Origin of the sequence: Corynebacterium belfantii, from assembly GCF_041898185.1 — a bacterium.
In the GTDB taxonomy this organism is placed as follows: Bacteria; Actinomycetota; Actinomycetes; order Mycobacteriales; family Mycobacteriaceae; genus Corynebacterium; species Corynebacterium belfantii.
This window is the reverse complement of record NZ_CP157823.1, coordinates 827,870-846,889: the sequence shown is the minus strand read 5'-3', so window position 1 is coordinate 846,889 and position 19,020 is coordinate 827,870. Positions and strand designations below refer to the sequence as shown.

The 19,020-nt window shown below is 54.5% G+C and carries 24 protein-coding genes and 1 pseudogene; 1 reads left to right on the top strand and 24 read right to left on the bottom strand.

Going from position 1 to position 19,020, the window contains the following annotated elements; genetic code table 11:
* Positions 1-6: 6 nt before the first annotated feature.
* From ABMV07_RS04465 to ABMV07_RS04450, 4 genes and pseudogenes are all read right to left on the bottom strand, one after another.
* Positions 7-234, bottom strand: a complete 228-nt coding sequence (locus ABMV07_RS04465) for an IS3 family transposase (protein WP_229255044.1) — start codon at positions 232-234, stop codon at positions 7-9.
* Positions 167-928 (bottom strand): IS3 family transposase, encoded by a 762-nt coding sequence (locus ABMV07_RS04460; protein WP_229255043.1) that lies wholly within the window; start codon positions 926-928, stop codon positions 167-169. The genes ABMV07_RS04465 and ABMV07_RS04460 overlap by 68 nt, the downstream gene beginning before the upstream one ends.
* A gap of 3 nt (positions 929-931) precedes the next feature.
* Positions 932-1,268 (bottom strand): annotated as a pseudogene (locus ABMV07_RS04455) (transposase).
* A 56-nt stretch (positions 1,269-1,324) separates the two neighbouring features.
* Positions 1,325-1,444, bottom strand: a complete 120-nt coding sequence (locus tag ABMV07_RS04450; protein WP_374063925.1) for a hypothetical protein — start codon at positions 1,442-1,444, stop codon at positions 1,325-1,327.
* A gap of 615 nt (positions 1,445-2,059) precedes the next feature.
* Here ABMV07_RS04450 and ABMV07_RS04445 point away from each other — a divergent pair.
* Complete coding sequence (locus ABMV07_RS04445; RefSeq protein WP_374064938.1) at positions 2,060-2,200, top strand: hypothetical protein; 141 nt, start codon at positions 2,060-2,062, stop codon at positions 2,198-2,200.
* A gap of 123 nt (positions 2,201-2,323) precedes the next feature.
* On the opposite strand, the gene ABMV07_RS04440 is transcribed toward ABMV07_RS04445, so the two are convergent.
* The 20 genes from ABMV07_RS04440 to ABMV07_RS04345 form a co-directional block, all read right to left on the bottom strand.
* Complete coding sequence (locus tag ABMV07_RS04440) at positions 2,324-2,686, bottom strand: hypothetical protein (RefSeq protein WP_197690050.1); 363 nt, start codon at positions 2,684-2,686, stop codon at positions 2,324-2,326.
* Positions 2,670-3,107 (bottom strand): hypothetical protein, encoded by a 438-nt coding sequence (locus ABMV07_RS04435; RefSeq protein ID WP_374064937.1) that lies wholly within the window; start codon positions 3,105-3,107, stop codon positions 2,670-2,672. Before ABMV07_RS04435 ends, ABMV07_RS04440 begins: the two co-directional genes overlap by 17 nt.
* A gap of 5 nt (positions 3,108-3,112) precedes the next feature.
* Positions 3,113-3,475, bottom strand: coding sequence for a hypothetical protein (locus tag ABMV07_RS04430; protein ID WP_374064936.1), 363 nt, complete (start codon positions 3,473-3,475; stop codon positions 3,113-3,115).
* 2 nt (positions 3,476-3,477) lie between these two features.
* Positions 3,478-4,941: a GH25 family lysozyme gene (locus ABMV07_RS04425; protein ID WP_181999479.1), complete on the bottom strand. Its 1,464-nt coding sequence runs from the start codon at positions 4,939-4,941 to the stop codon at positions 3,478-3,480.
* Positions 4,942-5,075: 134 nt separating this feature from the next.
* Positions 5,076-5,318, bottom strand: a complete 243-nt coding sequence (locus tag ABMV07_RS04420; protein ID WP_374064996.1) for a carbohydrate-binding protein — start codon at positions 5,316-5,318, stop codon at positions 5,076-5,078.
* 15 nt (positions 5,319-5,333) lie between these two features.
* On the bottom strand, positions 5,334-6,551 hold the full coding sequence (locus ABMV07_RS04415; protein WP_374064811.1) for a hypothetical protein: 1,218 nt from the start codon (positions 6,549-6,551) through the stop codon (positions 5,334-5,336).
* Positions 6,551-7,723: a hypothetical protein gene (locus ABMV07_RS04410; protein ID WP_374064935.1), complete on the bottom strand. Its 1,173-nt coding sequence runs from the start codon at positions 7,721-7,723 to the stop codon at positions 6,551-6,553. Before ABMV07_RS04410 ends, ABMV07_RS04415 begins: the two co-directional genes overlap by 1 nt.
* A complete protein-coding gene (locus ABMV07_RS04405) occupies positions 7,723-8,619 on the bottom strand; it encodes a hypothetical protein (protein ID WP_374064934.1) in 897 nt (298 codons plus the stop codon). The genes ABMV07_RS04410 and ABMV07_RS04405 overlap by 1 nt, the downstream gene beginning before the upstream one ends.
* Positions 8,610-9,401: a hypothetical protein gene (locus ABMV07_RS04400; RefSeq protein ID WP_374064933.1), complete on the bottom strand. Its 792-nt coding sequence runs from the start codon at positions 9,399-9,401 to the stop codon at positions 8,610-8,612. Before ABMV07_RS04400 ends, ABMV07_RS04405 begins: the two co-directional genes overlap by 10 nt.
* 25 nt (positions 9,402-9,426) lie before the next feature.
* Positions 9,427-14,274, bottom strand: coding sequence for a tape measure protein (locus ABMV07_RS04395; protein WP_374064932.1), 4,848 nt, complete (start codon positions 14,272-14,274; stop codon positions 9,427-9,429).
* Positions 14,275-14,292: 18 nt separating this feature from the next.
* Positions 14,293-14,826 (bottom strand): DUF5361 domain-containing protein, encoded by a 534-nt coding sequence (locus ABMV07_RS04390; protein ID WP_374064931.1) that lies wholly within the window; start codon positions 14,824-14,826, stop codon positions 14,293-14,295.
* A 77-nt stretch (positions 14,827-14,903) separates the two neighbouring features.
* Positions 14,904-15,182, bottom strand: coding sequence for a hypothetical protein (locus ABMV07_RS04385; RefSeq protein ID WP_197692173.1), 279 nt, complete (start codon positions 15,180-15,182; stop codon positions 14,904-14,906).
* A 92-nt stretch (positions 15,183-15,274) separates the two neighbouring features.
* Positions 15,275-16,171: a hypothetical protein gene (locus tag ABMV07_RS04380; protein ID WP_374064930.1), complete on the bottom strand. Its 897-nt coding sequence runs from the start codon at positions 16,169-16,171 to the stop codon at positions 15,275-15,277.
* 34 nt (positions 16,172-16,205) lie between these two features.
* Positions 16,206-16,568 carry a hypothetical protein gene (locus tag ABMV07_RS04375; RefSeq protein ID WP_197692175.1) on the bottom strand — a complete coding sequence of 121 codons (363 nt, stop codon included), beginning with the start codon at positions 16,566-16,568 and terminating at the stop codon, positions 16,206-16,208.
* A complete protein-coding gene (locus tag ABMV07_RS04370) occupies positions 16,565-16,804 on the bottom strand; it encodes a hypothetical protein (RefSeq protein WP_197688740.1) in 240 nt (79 codons plus the stop codon). The genes ABMV07_RS04375 and ABMV07_RS04370 overlap by 4 nt, the downstream gene beginning before the upstream one ends.
* 5 nt (positions 16,805-16,809) lie before the next feature.
* A complete protein-coding gene (locus ABMV07_RS04365) occupies positions 16,810-16,986 on the bottom strand; it encodes a hypothetical protein (RefSeq protein WP_162565075.1) in 177 nt (58 codons plus the stop codon).
* A 3-nt stretch (positions 16,987-16,989) separates the two neighbouring features.
* Positions 16,990-17,331 (bottom strand): hypothetical protein, encoded by a 342-nt coding sequence (locus ABMV07_RS04360; protein WP_374064929.1) that lies wholly within the window; start codon positions 17,329-17,331, stop codon positions 16,990-16,992.
* On the bottom strand, positions 17,328-17,702 hold the full coding sequence (locus ABMV07_RS04355; RefSeq protein ID WP_197688738.1) for a hypothetical protein: 375 nt from the start codon (positions 17,700-17,702) through the stop codon (positions 17,328-17,330). The genes ABMV07_RS04360 and ABMV07_RS04355 overlap by 4 nt, the downstream gene beginning before the upstream one ends.
* Before the next feature lie 9 nt (positions 17,703-17,711).
* Positions 17,712-18,617 carry a major capsid protein gene (locus ABMV07_RS04350; protein ID WP_197688737.1) on the bottom strand — a complete coding sequence of 302 codons (906 nt, stop codon included), beginning with the start codon at positions 18,615-18,617 and terminating at the stop codon, positions 17,712-17,714.
* Positions 18,618-18,637: 20 nt separating this feature from the next.
* Positions 18,638-19,009 (bottom strand): capsid cement protein, encoded by a 372-nt coding sequence (locus tag ABMV07_RS04345; protein ID WP_374064928.1) that lies wholly within the window; start codon positions 19,007-19,009, stop codon positions 18,638-18,640.
* Positions 19,010-19,020: the final 11 nt, after the last annotated feature.

Below are 19,020 nucleotides of genomic sequence, written 5' to 3'. Positions count from 1 at the left end.
TTGTTCCTAGGCATTTGCCTTGTTTTCTATTCTTTCTTGGACCGGGTGACTTTCCCAAAACTCTGATTCGACCTCGGCCGGGGTACGGTATTCCAGCCGCTGATGGAGCCTGGACTCATTCCACCAATTGACCCACTCATACGTTGCAATCTCGACCTCAACAACGTCATTCCACCTGCGAGTGTGGATCAGCTCGTTCTTGTGAGGGGCCGTTAACGTTTTCAGCCAGACCATTGTCATAGCAGTCGCCAACTGTCCCAGTAGAAGCGGCAATCCCGTGCTGAGCAAGCCGCTCGTTGTAGACAACGCTGACGTACTGCGAGCCGTGATCTAAATGGTGAATGAGACCTGTTGTTTCCTCAGCACACTCGATCGCTTGATTGAGTGCCTGCAGCGGCAACGCCTCGGTACGCATCGAGTCCGATAGTGCCCACCCAACGATCCGTCGAGAGTACACGTCAGTGACAAACGCGGTGTAGACGAATCCTTTACGCGTTCGCACATACGTAATATCCGCCACCCACAACCGGTTCGGCCCGGAGGCTGTGAATTCGCGGTTGACCAAATCAGGGTGAAGATCCTGCGACTTGGATTTGCGGGTCGTGATCGGCGCTCCACCTTTACCTTTGCCGGATACTCCTGCCAAACGCATCAACCAGGCAGTCTGTTCACGGCCAACACCGATACCTTCGCGGCGAAGGGCGTGCCACATTTTCCGTACACCGTAGACGCCGTAGTTTTCGGCATGGACCACACAGATGTGCTCAATCAGGGCAGCATCACGCAGACTCCGCGAACTAAGTCCACGAGCTTTGGATTGACGGTAGCCACGCGAGGAGATGAAGCCTCCTTCGCGATTGCGCTTCAACGTCGTACAGATGAACTCGACTGTGAAACGATCCCGATATGTATCAATGAACTGGATCATTTCTTAACGTTTTGGGCCGAGTTCTGACGCGAAAAAAGCCGATGCAGCTTTCAATAGCTCGTTGGTATCGCGGAGTTCCTGATTCTCCCGGCGCAGCCTGGCGTTTTCGGCGGCCAAATCCTCCGGCAGGCGTTCGGGGGCGTGTCCGTTGCGGCGAGCTGCCTGAGTCCACTGCCGGGCTGTATGCCACGACACGCCCAGTTTTGGGACCACAGCCTGGCAGGCAGCTTGTATCGACATGTTTTCTGCCACAATGCGATCTTCAACAAGACGGACCACCCGATCCTTGGCATCCTGGTCAAATTTTCTTGGCATGGTCCAGATTTTCCCATCTACTCAAACGGAACAAAACCTAGGGCACTTCACGCTAAAGAGTCCTAGGTTTTGTTCCGCTTCCTAAATAGGTGCCAGCTTTGTGGTATGGGTCTGATTGTAACTGTTTATAATCTCAACGGGGGTTCGGTGCCCGAGGGGTTTGTGGAGGCGTGTGGCATTCCACCAGTGAACCCAGTTCATGGTGGCAAACTCGACCTCGGTTAAGGATCCCTAGGGCTGGCCGTGTATCGATGCATGAATGACCCCACTACCTTCTCTACTGGGAACTCCGCCACCAAGTCAAAAATCACGAAGATGACGGCGATATGAGCACAGAAGCCTAGCCATTTATACGATTCAGCCCTCTAAACCGCGAACCTTTTAGCGCCAGGCACACTTTTTAGCGCCAGGCACACTTTTTAGCGCCAGGCACACTTTTTAGCGCCAGGCACACTTTTTAGCGGCCGCCATACTTTTTAGCGGTTCAGCCTGAATCGAGCCTACACACCTCCACGAACAGCGAAACTCGTCGATAACCGAAGCCGGCCAGTCTAAGGGAAAGCAACTCTTACACCCCAAAAACCCGCTTTGACAAGCCAAAACGCCCATCGCTCAGGCAACAAAACGGACGCTCATTTTGATACAAAATGAGCGTCCTAATAGTGGAGCTGCCGGGATTCCATGAATTTTAGACATTCGCGCAGGTAGTCATCTTCAACTTTTGTGATGCCCGACCTTCGTGCCAAATCCGTGCCAAGCACATGCGCAACCGACATACATCTATATACATATCGCGGTCGCGCCTACGCTCTAGGCATGAGCAATAAAATCAGCATCCACACCGACCACGAGACATGGACCGGCACCCCATCAGAACTCCGCGACCTTTTCATTTCCATGATCCCCGCGGAGCCTAATCTTGGACAGTTGCAGCAGCGAAAGCGGCGGGGAGCGTAAACCACTTTTCATTCAGCCTTTTATGAAAGGCCCCGAGGATGCCCCAGTACGCCCCACCGTGCGGAAGCTGTAAAACGCAGAAAAGACCCCCTACCAGCAGTTACGCCAGTAGGGGGCTTATTTTTAGAAGTCTTGTTCCAGCTCATCGGGGACGGGGTGCATCGTGCGGGAATCGGGAAAACTCAAATGCAGGGTACGGATGTAGTGAATCGCCGCATAGTAGCGGCTTTTCCACACCTCCAGTTTTTCCCGCAGCTCCCCCACCTCCACCTCAAGTTTCGAGATCAAAACATCCCGTTCTTTCAGCTGAGCATTCGTCCAATCTTTCATCTCCTGCACATATGCCTGCCACTCAGGGCCCTTAGCCTCCACCTCAGCGGATTCCTTTTGGGCGCGTGCTGTGACACGGGCCGTGAAATATCCAATGATCGCGACCAGCCCACCACCGAGCAGAAAATTCAGGATCGGGTTAGTCAACTCCTCCACGGGGATCCTCCCTCCGATCACCCAGATCAATCCTCACCGTGGGGTAGGCGCGAGAAAACGCCCACAGCACCAGCAGCGAGGTCGACCCATAGCTAATCGCAGTCACCCACGCCCTAGGAGACTCACCAATCAGCGTCTGCCACGTAAAAGACAGACACCACGCGGCATGCATAGAGACGATCAAGCCAACAGCCACAGGTATGACCCTCTGGCAAAAAATAGCCACGACCAGCATAAAGGCAATGACAGCCCAGACCCCGCCCCATACCACCGGGGTTGTCAACGACTCGAGCCAGTGCACCGGAGATCGTTGTTGATTAACCTTCCACGGTGTGTACGAGTAGGCGCGCAGCATCGCAGAGGTCGCCAAAATCAGCAGACCAGCACGCGTAGACCGCACCGCCCTACCAAGAAACTGCATACCACTCACCCCTGTGGGTAGATAGATCCGAACGGCGCGCCGGGTGTTTCTGGCCTCGGCTCGTCGCCCCGTCCGGCGTTGTTGACAACGTTTTGTACAGCCTCGGATAGACGGTCAATCTTCTTGAGCGCCGCGTCTAGATCGCCTTTTGTGGTCTTGTCATCAGACCCTTCGTGGGTTTTCGCAGACGCAAGCGCCAAAGACAATGACGCGAGCACACCGATAATCGAATCGAGGTTAGCGGTCACCCCGTCTGCCTGCTCTTGGGTGATGATCCCGAAAGCGACGGCCACGCCGAGTGCGACGGCTAGCGCACCGTAGATGAGCTTACGCTGAACCCACGCGGACTTGACATTAAACTTTTTCACAGTTATTTTCCTTCCAATTGTGCGTTGATACGCTTAATGGCCTCGCCTTGCTCAAGCTGGGCGAAAAAGACCATGACCAGCATTTCCACAAGTGTCAGCGAGCCCTTTTCAGCGAGCTTTTTCTCAGCAATGCCCTTGAGACTTTCCATGTCCCAGCCGTTGAAAGTGGGATTGCCTTTGTTGTCGCGGCCCGCGCCTGCGAGCTGCTCAAAAGTGAGTTTCTGAAGATCAATATCCATATGTTTTTCCTGCTTGATCCGGATTTTTGTCTTTGAATAGGCGTACCCCTTGGGGACGATCAGCGTGCAGAATTGATCAAAGCCGATCCAGTATCCGTAGGGGTAGAAGCCCGAGTCGGCGATCCAGAGTCTGCGGCCGCCCGCGTCGGAGTAGCCCATCACCGCGATGTAGTGGTAGACGGTTCCGCCGGCGTAGGTGGGGCTGATCGTGGACGGGGGAACCGCCTTGGGATAGTTTGATGGTGGGGCCACGATGTTTGCGATGACACCGCGACCGGCGTTGATTGAGTTGGTGATCTCACCCCAGATGACGTTCTTTGCTTCCTGATTGGGGTATGCACCTACGTCACGGTGAGTGTATTCCCCACCCTCGACAAGCGCGTTGAGCACTGCTGGGAATTGTCCAATGTAGTCGGTACCGTTGATTGTGGTGCCGAGTTTCCTAGCCAGCTCAGATTCGGGAATCATCTTCCCCGTGGCCGCTGCCACCACTGTCTGAGTGGATGCAGGACCACAGTAGTAGCCGGTGTCTTGTGTGATTTGTGAGCGTGGGTAGTCGAGGACTTTCTCCACGACCGCCTCCTTTCTACTATTGAAAAGTGCTTGTAGGCGGGTGACATCGCCGCGAAACGCGTTAGCGTCCACGCCACGTACCCAGCTGGATACCAGCGCAGATGACGCGTACTGCCACAGCTCAACGGGACGGCCACCCATGGACTTATCCCACTGGGGGTGCTGGTCGCCGCCATACAATTCGGTGTGTGGAAGCGTGCTGGTGCGCGGATATGCGGCACCCCACAGGTGTGCGAATTCGGTGGTGTCGCCCCCGTGCTGCTGCCACCACGGCCAATAGGAATAAACCCCCAGCACCGTGATCCCAGCAGCCTCAAAGAGGCGCTTCACCTCACGGATATGCCCCATGGTCAGCCCCGCGTTTGTCTCGCAGTCCAGCCATATCGGTAGCCGCCAGCGATCCCCCATCACAGCTAGAGCCGTATCCACCTGTGCTTTTAGCGTGGAACCCTCACTGGGGTTACGCAGGTAGGTGTAGGCGGCGAGAGCTGCGGTACTCCTGCGTGCATCATCCACATGCGAGCGATAGCAGCGATCCCTATAATCGCCGTCATTTGTCCGCATGATCACGAAAGACAAATCGGATTCGCGCACCGCACGCAGCAGGTTCATCCCCGACTGGTGTTCGGAGACGTCTATGCCAAATAGCGTCAATTTTTATGCTCCTTGGGCATACAGAAAGCCCTCACCGGATTGGTGGGGGCATAAAAAATGCACCCTATGCGGGTGCGGGGATAACTCAATGTCGATCCTCAGCCACAGAAAAACGACGTTTCCGGGTTCGGGTCTTACGCCCGTCCAAGGTATTTCCAGTACACCGGGTTTTGGGGTGACCTTAGTCGGGTTGAAGCATGGGCCCTCACGGATCGGTAAACCCCACCGTTATACTCGACTACATCACCGGGGTTATAGTACTTTCCGAGCTCCCATTCTGTGATCTCGGGCCAGACCTTCGTATCGCCGTAGTACACCTCTTTTACCGGAGTGCTCCCGTAGAAAATTTCTCTGGGGGTCTCACCCCCGACTTTCATACCACCCATCACCAATCACCGAACCACGTAGATAGTATTGTGATCTGGACGCTTCGGCATACTCGAAACCACCTGGATCTTCGGGGCAGCGTTCACCGCGTCCTGTAGCTTCTGTACCTCGGACTTGGTGGCCATGCCGGCAATCTCGTCTTTTCCAGCCTTTTTACCAATCTCAGTCTCAATCGTGGAATACTTCTCTTCCAGCTGACTAACCTTAGTTAGATCGTCTTCAAGCCCTGTAATCTCACCCTTGTTGTGGGTGTGCGAGGAACTTGCCTTACCGGCCAAAGCCTCAGCCAACCCACGAACCCCATCAATACCCAAATTCGTGATTTTCTGGGCAAGCGTCGCCACCTCCGCTTGTGACGCTTTCTCGGAAAGCTGATTGATCAGCGCGGCCGCAACACTCTTCTGAGACGCAAGCTCGTCCGCAACCTCTTTCAGCGTGTCATAGGCTTGTGGTGCACCGTCAAGAATTTTTTTCACCACAGCATCGACCGCCGACGTTGCTACGGATTCTGCTGTTTTCGCCGCGGCCTGCGCTTTCAAAGAATGCTGCCCCGCCGTCGCAGCATCCCGCCTGACCGCTTCAGCATCACTCCTGACCTGCGACACGATCTGCTGTGTGGCTTGGGTGATCTTTTCTTGCACCACAGCAAAAGAAGTCTCAGCATGCTCTTTCAACCACTCGTATTGTGGCTGCCACCTATCAAGCTGCTGGACGCGTTCCTCCCACTGAGCAAGCCGAGCCTTGACCTGCTGCCACGCCGACGATACCGAGGCCTCAGCAGCCTTCGCAGCAGCCGACGAGGCCTCCACAGCCTCCGCAGCAGCCTCAACCTTCTCACGATCAGCAGCCACAGACTTCACCGCCTCACCCGTGGATTTCACACCACGAGCCACCTGATCAGCCAACTCCGCTAGCCTGTCATGCACATCAGGGGTGAAATCTTTCGCATCCTCCACCGCCTGCCGAATCGTGGCAGTACCCTCATGGATCAGTAGAGGGATCGATTCACGGGCCATAAAATCCGTGCCAATCAACACCAGCACAGCAGCACCCGGCGCGATAGTCGCCGTGAACTCACCATGCTCATCGACAGTGATGCGCACCGGCTCATCCACAATCAACTCACCATCCCCCGGGCGGGTGGCAGCAGGGCGCAGCCACACCTCCTTAATCCTTGAGGGCTGATTGGTGATCGTGGATAATTTTCCTTGAACAGCAGGCATTATTGTTGTAGTCCTCTCTTTCTTCGTTCTTCTTTCAAAATCGCTGCGAAATCGACGATCGGGTGTACTGTGACCGACACTTGTTGGAAAGCTTCAAAGCTTCCTACGCGGGGGGTTACCGTTTCGCCGGCGTTAATCTCCACCGTGAATGAGGATGAATACCCGGACAAGGCTTTGACGCGTGCTACTCCTAGCACCGACGCGCCCACGACAGTATTGGAGGGCCTGAGGTAGAGCTGGATTCTATTCCGTGCGGGGTATGAGACCTGTACAGGGCCAGCCTGCACCGGAGTCCACGAATCCGCAGTCACCATACCCGGCTTGCTCAGCTCGACGTATCTTTTCATCGCCGCTTGCTGTGATTCCAATTCTTTCAAGCCTACGTCTTGGAGCCGGTTCCATTCAGTGTTCTTGCGGATCAGCTCAGATTGGACTTTATCCAGCTGGTCTTTTTGCTGCCGCCACTTCGCCAGAGCGTCCTCGGCAGTTTCCTGCGCTGTTACCGCTTTCGCGTCAGCGCCCTCGGCCTTCCGATCAGCAACCTTTGCTGCATCCTTGGCTGCGGACGCCGCCGACGACACCCCACCCACATCGCGCAAACGTGCACGACGTTCCGCAGCAATATCACGCTGCATATCCTTCTTTTGGCGTGCGCGGGCAACCGCATCGCCCAAAACCTGGCCACCAACGTGTACGCGATAGCCGACAGGCTCCGTCGCCGTGCCAATACAATCAATCGCAGTAATTAGCTGTCCGGTCAAAATACGCCCCCATAGAAATACGGGGACGCGATCGCCTACGAAAAAATCAGTCAAAGGGCGAAGCCTGCCAAGGCCAGCATTCGTGATGTCCTTCTCGAAAAAGACCTCGCCACTAGCCTTAGAGACCGCAGTGTCAAAAATTTCTTCAACGTTCGATGTGCCCAACTCGAGTGGTTCAGCATGGCCGTTAGTTGCCGTGATGGAAACGTCTTCACGGATAAAACGACGCGCTGAAAGACCAGGATCAGACTCGTTCAGCCGTCCTACATAGCCGAGGCGTAACCCTTCCTCAAGTTTGGGGGGTTCAAAATCGTCAGGCCAATCAACATCCCAGTAACCATAAACAAAAAAGGCAAGCCGGCGCACAACAGTCAACTCGCCGCCGTCGGCAATAAGCGCAGGTAAAGGCATTACTCGATCTCCCTAGACTTTTCGACACGCACTACACAAATAGGATGGTCAAAAGACCTCAAAACAGGTTCTTGTTTGTATGCTGGGCGCACCAAAATAGGATCATCACCGGGGAACCATAGCCACGTTGTGACAGTCACTCCACTAATACGTGCGGGGTCGGCAATAGCCCCCCACACAGTCTGATCGCTCAGTCGGATGAAAATCTCATCCGACTCATCTGATGTTGACCAGTCAACAACAATATGGGGTTTATCCCACCCCATCTGCCTACACAATGCATCAACAGAATCTTGCACCAACGTCTTAATAACCTGCACGGCAGGGCCATTCATGGTGTAACCGTCCAAAGAATCAGCCATCTCCACAGCACCATAAAAACGTGGCTTCGAATACCTACCCCCAGCGTCCTGCTCCCACCATTTCATAGGCTCCTTACCCCACTTGCGAGGAACTGACGGGCACGGCGTAACATCCAACAACCCAATCAAATCTTGACCAGAAGGGGCAATAGTCTCCGGAACGTCCCCCCGCCCAGAAGCAAGCGTATGAGAAATAAAATACGCCTGTCGGGAACGGCTACCAGCCGTCTGCACAATAATATTTCGCGCTGCGGACATATTCGGCTCAATCGTTCCCCGCTCCGAAAATACCCCAAGATTCTCGGCGATAAGCTCATCCACCACCATATGCGGGATACCATTCGACGAAGCGGGCGTAGACAATTCAATATCCGAAGCCGATAGACGTACCGAACGTGCATTGCAATCAATCAACGTCGGCATATCGCAAATAGGCTTCCAATTCTCATCAGCGAGGCACACCCACCGGCCTTCATCTTTGATCTTCTGGGCACTGTGTTTTTGTACCTGCTCCCAAAACTTATCTACAGCCATGGTGACAAAACCCCCACTTCCCAAATAAGCTCAGCACCCTCCGGAATCATATACGTGCGCTTAGCATCCACGGGCACCCCCTCAAAAACAACCTGCCCACGAATCTTCTTCCACAGTGGTTCATCAAGAACCCCAGCAAGATCAAGTACTTCGCCAGAGCCTTTAGGAACCAGCGACACAACACGCCAATCATCCACGCGTGGGAGAATGAAAGTTGAACCCGATGGGGTTTGTACTTCGCCGCCTAGCCCCTTCCACCTGATTTTCGGGTATATCGTAGACTCACCAAAATTCGTCACAGTGACAATACGCTGCGTCCCCTCCGAAAGTGGAACCACCCACAACCCGCTATCACAATAAAACTTAAACACCCCACGAAACGCCCCCTGGCGCTTATTGATTTGCTCCAGCACGGGCACCTTCAAAACCACACACGGCAAACCCACCGTAGGATGCAACGTATCCACAATCTTCAAATACCCCTTCTTGCGAGAGGAGCACCCCCTACAAAAGTCATGAAAAAGCTCGGACGGGTCGCCATGATGTCCAAACTTCGTAGCCGAAGAAAACACCAGCCCAAGCTCAAACTCAATCGGTTTGATTTCCCCGTCGTGGGCACCAACACGTTCACCAGTAACCCCAATGAGAGATGTAGACGTGATCTCACGTACTCCAGTGAAATCACCAACGGTACGGGACTCCACAAAAACACCTCGGATTTCAGCACCGGTCAAAGGCCATTCGACCCCATCTGCACCAACCCACACCAATGTTTTTGACACTATCTACACCTCTCATCTGAGCGACCTACAAGACAGTCCCCGCCATCACCTCAGAAGCAGACGGGCGCCTTGGCGCCTCAATCCGCTTCAACCGAAGTTCAATGCCAGGAATCTTTTCCACCATCTTCAATAAAGCATCAAACTGCTCCTTGGTGTACAACTCCTGCTCGGGGACCGTCAGGTTAAGAACCGTCTTCTCACCGCGAGCAGACGCCGCATAATCACGCGCCCGACCAGCCTCGAACCGCGCCAGAGCCTCCGTTGCCGCCTTAACAGCAGGATTCTTCTCACGCAAAGCGTCAGCCGAATACTGGTGTGACGCTGCGCCAGCTTCAGCAGCTGCTGCTTTCTCACGAAGCGACTGAGCCTTCTTTTCAAACTCAGCCAACGCGGCAAGCCGCTTCTGAGAAGCTTTCAGCGCCTCTTCCTGCTGCTTCATAGCTAGCAGCATTTGATCTTCTTTAGCCTCGTCCAAAGCCCGCTGCGGTGCACCAAGTGCAGACGACCGGATCAGATTCTGCGCCTGCTCGTTAAGCCCCATCGCAAAGAGCTTGCGAACCTGCGCTTCCAAAGCAGGATCCATCGTCTGTGAGAGGCCCTTGCCAGCAGCAGTACGGCGTGCGATCTCAGAATTTAAGAACCGCGCATAATCAGCATCAGCCTTCTTGCCTCCACCAAACGCGTACTTCAACGTGCCAAGAGGATTCGTCAAGAACGATCCTAACCAGCCAAAGAAACCACGATTCGCTCTACCTTCAGCTTTAGCCTTCTCCTCGTACAACCTCGCAGTATTAGCGCCAGTCAACGCACCGCCTTGACTCATCCCAAAATAGGACTTTTGCATCTGCGCCAACTGCGCCGACTGCTGAGCCAACTGCAACTGCGACTGTGCCAAATTCAATGCAGCCATCTGCTGAGCGTGTGAAGCCTCAAGCCCCGCCAACGCAGCCTTATACTGCTTCGCCATGGCGGAAAGCTTCGCAGCATTAACTTCATGCTCAAGCGCCAGAATTTCCGGCGTGGCCCGAACATAATCACCGAGACGGTCAGCCATCCCCTGGCGTTCCGCATGGCGGTAGCGATCATATGCGAGGGACATATCATTCCAATGCATAGACCCCTTACGGGCCAAGCGATCACGTTCAGCCTGGAGCTTAGCCTCAGCCTGTGCTACCGACTTAACTCCCTCAAGCTGTGTGCGCGCAAGATCGGCTTGAGCCAGACGTGTACTCCATGTTGCCTTTGTTAACGCAATCTGAGCATTCACGACCTGTTGCTGCAGTTTGGAGACGGTTTCACGTTGCTGTGCCACTAGGGCACCCCACTCCTGTACCGCCTTGAGCGAATCGGCGATGGCGTTTTTCACACCAACTTGGGCCTTGACCTGGCCTTCCCAAATCTTCTTGAAAATCTTGCCGATTGCCTGAGCAATCGTGACCATCAATTCAATCTGGGCAAGACCAGTAGCCTTAGCGGCCTGCATAGCAACGCCACGCGCCTTAGCCAAATCCTGCTCAGCCTGAGCAACCGCAGCCACATCACCATTTTTACGCGCAGCCGACAAATTACCCTCAGCTTGCACAACAGCCGACGCGGCATCCTGCTGAACAATTAGCGAGTCTTGCAGCTTCTCAAACGCGTTGACAGTCGGCTCAATGTACTCAACGATTTGGCCAAAACCGGCCATCTTCGCCACACCAAGCACATCTTTAATCCCAGCCGTGGCACCAAAAGCGCCAATACTCGAACCGATACGCTGCACCAACGCACCAACGTTATTAGCCAGCTTATTGATAGCCGACAGTTGGTTGTTGTTGATGATGACCTCCGGTTTACCGGAAAGGTTCATCGCTACCCCACCGTGTCCGAGGATACCGCCGGTGTCATAAACCTTAAACGGCAGGCCCAGTTTGTTGATACGTGCCCGCCGTTTATTCTCCGACTCCCACGCCGAAGCCAGCGAGTCAGCTTCACCCCAGTCAATCTTCGCCCCAGAATCGGTTGTAACACCATCAACAGACGTGGAAGCGATCTGATCAAACTGACCACCTACCCCACCAGCCAAGGGGATCCAATACCTATCAGTGAACTGCGGGGCATCAGCACCCGCCGCAGCGCCGCCAATCTGGCCATTGCCTCGACCGCCGCCCATTTCGACGTTGACGCGGCTGCCGTCAGCCCAGAAGATCGTTCCAGCAGTATGCCCACCATAAGGCCCGCCGTTGAAGAAGCCCATAGCAAAGCGAGCACCAGAACCAAGACCGGACTTGAAATTATTGGCACGTGCCCACGCCCCTTGGGACATGGTCGCAAACTTTCGAGTGAGCCAATCAGCGGCACCACTAGCAGCAGCCGCGAACTGACTCATCGCACCAGAGCAATCACCCCAGTTCGACCCTCCCCACGCATATGGGGCGCCCTCAAGCGAGCGGCTAGCAGATACACCGTTCACTGTTTGGCCTTTGGCAAAACGAAGCAGATCATCGGGGGATACAATGCCACCGTTAGCGAACGCATTGCCCGACGCAGCCACATACCGGCCAGCAGAAGCAGGTAACGCCTGCCCATCGCGGCCCGTCAGCGTGAGCCCGAACTTGTCCGCGACCGTGGCAAGAATCGCCGTTGACCGAGCACGCTTCGACTGTGCCAACGGGATATAGGCTTCGCCGCCGGTTTCTGGCTCAGCCCACACACGCCACGAACCAGCAGGCGCAATCTGAGCAATATGTTTCTCCATCCCACCGTTGGCGTAGTAGCGAACCACACTGCCGTTAGCGTGCGCCACACCGATCTGTGAACGCGCCCCGGACGAGGCACGATTAAACACACCAGTGATGTGGTCTTTCACACCGCCAAGCCAGTTTTTAACATCTGCCCATTTTTGTTTAAGGCCGTCCCACAGCCCGTTGAGCACGTCACGGCCAGCGTTAACCAGCCACTTTCCGGCGTCAGAGAAAAATCCCTTAATCTTCTCAGGCAGTTCCTTGACTGTTCCAACAACGTTTTCACGCATATCGGAGAACTTCTGTTTAACTGCCTCGACGAGCTCTGAAACTTTAGCCACAGTACCGCTTCTAATATCCGAGAATTTGGAAAACAGGTTTGCGGCCATATCGACAACAAATGTTTTGACCCGTTCAACACCATCGGAAAAATGCGCCTTTATCGCCGCCCACCCGGCAGAGATAATCTCAGGGATTTCATTCCACTGGCCAGTGAACACGGCCACAAGCGCTAGCCAAGCAGTAGCGAATATGTCTTTGATTATTTGCCACCCCGTAGAGAAAGCAACCTTTAAGGCATCAAAAAAACCAGAAAAAGACTGGATCTTCGTAACAAGTCCATCCCAAAGACCAGTAACAAACTCAACCCCACTGTTAAAGGCATCTTTGATGTCTTCCCACCCTGCTTTTAGTCCGTCAGTGAACTTCTGCCACAGTTCCCGTCCGGTCTCTGTCTTCGTGAAAAACACATACAGGCCAGCAGCAAGCGCGGTAATAGCAATCGCAATAAGCGCGAACGGATTTGCAGCAGTCACAGCGTTAAGAACCGTCTGTGCCGCAGCTTGAGCCTTCGTGACGTTCGTCAACTCTTGGAACCACTTAATTATCCCACCAGCAGCCATAACCGACTGGTAAAATGCAAATGCTTTCTGCTGCACGACAAGCAGCGTCAGCGCTCCGGTCAGTGTCCCTACCGCAGCAGCAACAGGAACAAGCCAATCATGGTTTTCCTTCAAGAACATCTTCGTCTGGGACAGCGCGTCCGCCATGAACTTGATGCCATCAACAACCTTCGGAAGGGCAGACTCCGATACCTTAGTAAACCCGTTGACCAGCGCCCCGATCTCCGGCTTCAACTGATTCATCGCATCAGCCAAATTGCCCGTAATCGCAGCTTGAAGGTTGCCGATCATACCTTCGAAAGTCTCGGTGGATTTGGCCGCCTCCACTGCGATTGGCTGCGAACCAATCTCCATCACCGCTGCGTTGAATTCCTCAGCCGTGATTTCGCCATCAGACATCGCGTCACGGAAATTACCTGTGAACGCGCCGGCTTTCAGCAGGGCTTCTTGAATTTTTCCAGAAGCACCGGGGATAGCATCAGTCAGCTGGTTCCAGTTCTCCGTGGTGAGCTTCCCCTGACCTGCGGTCTGGGTCATCACCATGCCCACAGACTTGAACGTTTCAGCATTGCCACCGGCGACAGCGTTCAAGTTGCCTGCGGCTTCTGCAAGCTGGTCGTAGTCTTTCACACCGTTAGCTGCGAGCTGTGCGACCATGTTCTGAATATCGCCAAGGTCATACACGGTAGCATCGGCATAGGCGCGGGCTTTAACCGTCAGCTCGTCAATTTTTCCGATATCAAGACCTGCGAAATCCAGTGTCTTCTTAAACTTATCCGTAGCGTCGGACGCTGCTACGGCCTCACCCGCAAGACCACGGATAGCGCCGATCGCGCTGGTTGTCAGCGACGAAACAGCACCAATAACACCACCGAAGGCAAGGGTGCGACCTAACCCGCTCGTTGACTTCTCAACAGCGTCGTTAAGCTCAGCGCCAAACCCAGTGCCGGCCTTACGCGCTGCTTTCTTCAGCCCATCATCGGCACTGTTGCCAAGGTGCGATGCCGCCTTAGACATCGCATCGTCCATAGCCTTACCCAGCGCCGCGCCAGCGTCCTTGCCAGCACCGGTGGCGTTCTTCGACATCTCCTTGGACAAGCCACCGGCCATGCTAGACCCGAGGCCTTGCCCAGCAGACTTGCCCACCGAGTCGAGGTTGCTTAGCGCTGATTTAATTCCTGGTGCGATTCCCGAGGTGTCAGGAACGATACTGATCCATGCGTTAGCAATCGCTGCATTTACTGCCATTGCTTCGCCCTCCTGTCGTTATGTGTGGGCGCGCACGATCCTTCCGATCGTTGATGCAGACACCCCGTATTTCTCACCAAGGACCCGATAAGTCCCAACACCTGCCGCGTAATCAGCGACGATGAGTTCATCACGCGACAACACAGCCGGTTCTTCACGTTCCGTTGTCCACCCAAGCCACTCGTTAAGTTCATCAATTGGTGTCGCAACACCGTAGAACGTGCCCGAAGCGTCGGGGTTTTCAAACATCTCCATCTGTGTGACGCGCTCAGCAGGTTCTTCTATTATCTCCGACGGTTCAAACTGCTGATTCAGTGACTCATAGCCCGCAACACCTGGCCGCAACAACGGCTCAGGGCGTTTATTTTCCTCGCCACCGAGCTGCCAGTTAACCGTGCGAACAGCGTCAGCAATCGATGCCAAAAGATGCTCCTGCAATCCCCACTGGTAAAAGTCCGGGTCAAGGTTGCGCATCACAGCCGAACTGCGCGGCGCTTGATGAGCGATCGTCAACAGATCACGGTATGAAACATCGTGATCGTCATCGCCCACCCAACGAAGACGAAGCCCCAAGCACAGAAAATCGTACTCTAAGGCTTCGCGGAACTCTTCATCAGTGTCACACGCCTCTAGGAGGCTGAGGATTCCCCCGTCTTAGACGCCTCCGTCCACTGGGCGTTGAAATCCTCATAATCACGCAGCGTCATCTCATCGAGAGCGTCGATGGTCGACTGGTCGAGCTTCGCAGCTTCATATAGAACATCATCGTCGAGGTTTTCGAAGCCGCCTGCTTCCTTCGCGAGCTTCTGAACCTTGCGCATTTCCTTACGTAGGACAGCGTCCTTGAAGTATGGGACGGTGATTTCTACGCCTTCGGAGGAGGTGAAGTGGAACTTTTCGAGAGCCATGATGGGAAACCTTTCTTGTTATGGGAAATGATGGGGAGACTATTGGGTGTGGCTCCGTGGCGTCTCCCGTATTCCACGGGGCCATCCGACGGTTAAGAAACAGTCACTGATGTGGCTGGGAAGGACTCACCGGTAAGCTTGGAACCGTCAACAGTCGGCTTAGCCGAAACACCAGTGATCGTGAAGCCACTGGAAGCGCTACCGGTAACGTTGGCCTTTGCCTCACCAGCAGCAACAAGCTTCTGCTTCACAGTCTCAGCCGAGTCGTTGTGCTGGAGGTCCCCGGTCTTCTTAGACCCAACGGAAATCTTGTACGTGCCGCCTGTAGCCCCAGCCAGGTTAAAACTATAAGACGGAGAGGCCTCCGCCCCCTCTTCAGCATCGGCTTTGCGGTCAATGAACTGGTACAGCTTCACATTGTTCTCATCCGCGAAGCACTCAAGCTCAACCTCATACTTGATGGCATCGTTCTTCACGAACGTCACATCACCAACACTGGTGACCTGAGCATCAGGGGCAAACACGCGAATCTTCGCGTCCTCAGCGCCCTTAATCTCAAAGGTGTAGGAGTTATGCGGAAGCGCGTCAGCGTTCTCCACAAGCTTGATCTTCTCCATACCCTTAGCCTTGGAGATGGTGACATTCTCTGTGCCATAAACACTCTTCAGAAGTGCGGCGTTAGCAGACTCCATGAACGTAAGCTTCAATGTCATCGTGTGCTCAGAGGTTAAGACGACAACGGTATCACCGTTCCAGTCCTTGATCTTCTCAGTCTGACGGTCAACCGTCTTAGTCACACCATCGTTGCCGAGATGGCCAACAGCGACTGCCTTCAACGCCTCCTTCAACGGCTCTGTAGCATCCCCCGGGATATCCGCTAACTTCGCAACATTACCGATCAGCGCACCACCAGACGCAGTAACATCAGGTGCGCCAACAAGAACATTTTTCCGGTTTCGGAGATCCCCCGTAACCTTCTTCACAGCCATACTTTTGCCTCCTTTGGGCATAGAAAAGCCCCCACTAGTAAGTGGAGGCGATGTAAATAACACCGGTGATCTGCCACCGGTAAACATTCGGTATATCAGGGTCTGGGAACTCAACAGGCCCCTCGATATCGTCAGTGCCGAAACACGATGGGGCTAGCCCCTCAAGATTCGACAACGTGTGACGAACCAACCCGCACAGGTTAAGTACCTGCTCAAGATCGGAACCGTACACCTGCACTATGATCCGCACACGGTCCTGCACAGGTGATAAAGCCCGTGGGGCTGCCTGATCGACGCGGATAAACACCTCAGGGCGTGGACGTGGAACCTTCGACACCACAGGAACCACCGTCTGCTCACGAAGAGCAGCCTGCATGATTTCAATACCTGTGATCATGAACCCAACGCCTTCAATAAGGTGTTATTCCGCAGATTATCTACCCTTCCACGGTAATCAACCGGGTAAACAATCCCGCGATAACGTGTCTTACCCTGCCTCGCAGACCATGCGTACAGCGGGCCAGCCGTACCCGCAATATGCTCACACGCAGTATCAACGAGAAGTGCAACCGGCTCAGAGCGCCTAATCTTGCGGAACATGCTCAGATTCCACTCAATCTCTGGTGTTGCCATACGTCTCACCCCTCTTCAATAAGGAACGCAGCCCACACACCCGTAGCAAACCCAGCGAGCACACACATCCCCTCGGTATCCGCGTAAATCAACAAAGTGCCGTCCTGCTGCACCTCGCAAGCAGGAGCATCGAAAACAAAATCGTCCTCACGAATAGCAGACGTAACAGTAATTTTCGACAAAGACTAACCCTCCACTCTTGTGCAGTGCACAACATAAAGACCAGGGTTCCACCACGGCCCATGCGAATAATCCTCAGAGTTCCCCACGACTTCCCACATGGTTCCGTCGGGGAGTTTCACACGTGAATGTGGGTCAATGAGCTGCGGTGTGTACAGGTCGAGCTGATCGACAGTGCGCAGAACCTGCTCCCCTGTTTTCTCATCAACAGCGTTGATAGCCCACCCCGCGACCCTCAACGGAGCCGCAGGGGCAAGCACAGGGCGGGTATCCCCGAAACGGTCAGTGGTATAAGACACCGGGGCCGCAACCTGAACCGTAAATCTAAGAGGGAATTTCGATTTCACCACCCCACCGCCTCAACACTCCATACACCGCCAAAATCGACATCAGCCAACGCCGACTCCAGCAATGCTTTCTCAGCAGCAGTCAAAAAGAAATTACCCTCGCTGTTCCGAAACGACCGCGACTGCGAAAACGGGCCAGCAGTCTCAGACACAGAATCCAAATGATCCGTCCCCTCAGACAACAAAGCTCGCTTCACCATCGCACACACGATCAAACGCAGCACACCAGCAAGTCGATCACTCGGCTGATCCGGAACCTGATACAGCGTCGCCACCCACAAAGACGCATCAGCCAGCAACGCTTCCAGATCAGCACCAGAATCCACAGCATCAGCCCACCGCAATTCAAGATCACTACGAGTAGCGAACACCAACATCAGCTAAGCCCCGAGATTAGACAGCTTCACGATAGACAGCGGATCGGTAATGCCGAACGCCATCGTTGCCCACGTGTAGAACTCAGTGACCTGACGAGACTTGATGTACCCGTTATCCGTGCTGATAGGATCCTCAACACCCATGACGCCAGCAGCACGGGACTGCAAGACGAAACCCTCACCAGGCTTCACCGCACTGGTCTTGTACAGCTTCAGCTCCATGTCGTTGAGGATCTCACGCCACATCTTAATACCGAAGACCTTCTTCAAGGTCACACTGTCCTTAGGGTTAAGGATCAGGGAGTCCGCCTTGTAGCCGAGGCGAGTTTCATCGATCAAGGCCTGCGCGTCGAGCAGATCAGAGACAATCTGACCATCACCTGTGACCGCGGTCTTCGCAGAGTTAGCGACCTTCGCAGCAGACACCCAGCCGGAAGATCTCACAGACAACGCACCGTCGAAGCTGTCGAGCGTCGCCGACAGAGCATTGAACGCACGCGTATCAATATCCACAACCATGGTGTTAGCCACGCGACCAGCACCACGCTGCAGCAACGTCGGATTGTTGCGAATCTGCGCTTCGCGGGTGACCTCGTACTTACCACCAGTCTTAACGACACGCTCCACAATAGGCTCACTGCGCCCAGCGTCCATGCTTGGGAACTCCGCACCCGGCGCGATGACGCCAGGGTTTTGGTTTGCGAGTGCGTCATTCTTTTCCAGCCGGTCGAATAGGATTGCGCCGCCGGTTGCTCCTACGGTTGTGAAGAGAAACTGGGATACGAGGTTTGCTTGGACGATGTCAGATACGTAGCGAGAGATTCGCGTTGGCTCCTTGACGAACATGTCCACAGTGATGGAACCGTTTTGGACGGTTGCTGGGCTCAACGGGAAAGTAAAGTCAGACAATTTTTTGTTACCCCTCTTTCTTAATACAGTGCGACCGTGACGAGGTTGGTATTGCCAGATGCAGTCAGGGCAATACCAACTGCCTTTGCCGATTCAGTGGCTTTAGTAGCCTTGCCGTTGGCTCCTGCTGCGACCTCGTCACCTGCTGCGATGGCGCCGGCGGAGGTCACATCGAGGATGTGGCCGGATCGGTAAACCATGACGTGGTTGTTTCTCTTCACGTCATGTGCGACGACGCCGAATACAGGCTTGCCCGCTGCTGCGGGCTTGACGACGGGGTTTCGCCCGTCGATGGCTGCGGCGATTTCAACGAAAGTGCCAGCGGTAATGTCTCCCTGTGCTTTGCAGGTGACGTTTTGCGCCGGCTGATAGTGAACCATGGTTGTAGCCATTGGTTTCCTCC

What these genes read in the sequence shown, in the direction of transcription:
- ABMV07_RS04465 (WP_229255044.1), bottom strand. Translation starts at nt 234, where the DNA reads ATGGTCTGGCTGAAAACGTTAACGGCCCCTCACAAGAACGAGCTGATC.
- ABMV07_RS04460 (WP_229255043.1), bottom strand. Translation starts at nt 928, where the DNA reads ATGATCCAGTTCATTGATACATATCGGGATCGTTTCACAGTCGAGTTC.
- ABMV07_RS04450 (WP_374063925.1), bottom strand. Translation starts at nt 1,444, where the DNA reads ATGAACTGGGTTCACTGGTGGAATGCCACACGCCTCCACAAACCCCTC.
- ABMV07_RS04445 (WP_374064938.1), top strand. Translation starts at nt 2,060, where the DNA reads ATGAGCAATAAAATCAGCATCCACACCGACCACGAGACATGGACCGGC.
- ABMV07_RS04435 (WP_374064937.1), bottom strand. Translation starts at nt 3,107, where the DNA reads ATGCAGTTTCTTGGTAGGGCGGTGCGGTCTACGCGTGCTGGTCTGCTG.
- ABMV07_RS04420 (WP_374064996.1), bottom strand. Translation starts at nt 5,318, where the DNA reads ATGAAAGTCGGGGGTGAGACCCCCAGAGAAATTTTCTACGGGAGCACT.
- ABMV07_RS04415 (WP_374064811.1), bottom strand. Translation starts at nt 6,551, where the DNA reads ATGCCTGCTGTTCAAGGAAAATTATCCACGATCACCAATCAGCCCTCA.
- ABMV07_RS04410 (WP_374064935.1), bottom strand. Translation starts at nt 7,723, where the DNA reads ATGCCTTTACCTGCGCTTATTGCCGACGGCGGCGAGTTGACTGTTGTG.
- ABMV07_RS04405 (WP_374064934.1), bottom strand. Translation starts at nt 8,619, where the DNA reads ATGGCTGTAGATAAGTTTTGGGAGCAGGTACAAAAACACAGTGCCCAG.
- ABMV07_RS04395 (WP_374064932.1), bottom strand. Translation starts at nt 14,274, where the DNA reads ATGGCAGTAAATGCAGCGATTGCTAACGCATGGATCAGTATCGTTCCT.
- ABMV07_RS04385 (WP_197692173.1), bottom strand. Translation starts at nt 15,182, where the DNA reads ATGGCTCTCGAAAAGTTCCACTTCACCTCCTCCGAAGGCGTAGAAATC.
- ABMV07_RS04380 (WP_374064930.1), bottom strand. Translation starts at nt 16,171, where the DNA reads ATGGCTGTGAAGAAGGTTACGGGGGATCTCCGAAACCGGAAAAATGTT.
- ABMV07_RS04375 (WP_197692175.1), bottom strand. Translation starts at nt 16,568, where the DNA reads ATGATCACAGGTATTGAAATCATGCAGGCTGCTCTTCGTGAGCAGACG.
- ABMV07_RS04370 (WP_197688740.1), bottom strand. Translation starts at nt 16,804, where the DNA reads ATGGCAACACCAGAGATTGAGTGGAATCTGAGCATGTTCCGCAAGATT.
- ABMV07_RS04345 (WP_374064928.1), bottom strand. Translation starts at nt 19,009, where the DNA reads ATGGCTACAACCATGGTTCACTATCAGCCGGCGCAAAACGTCACCTGC.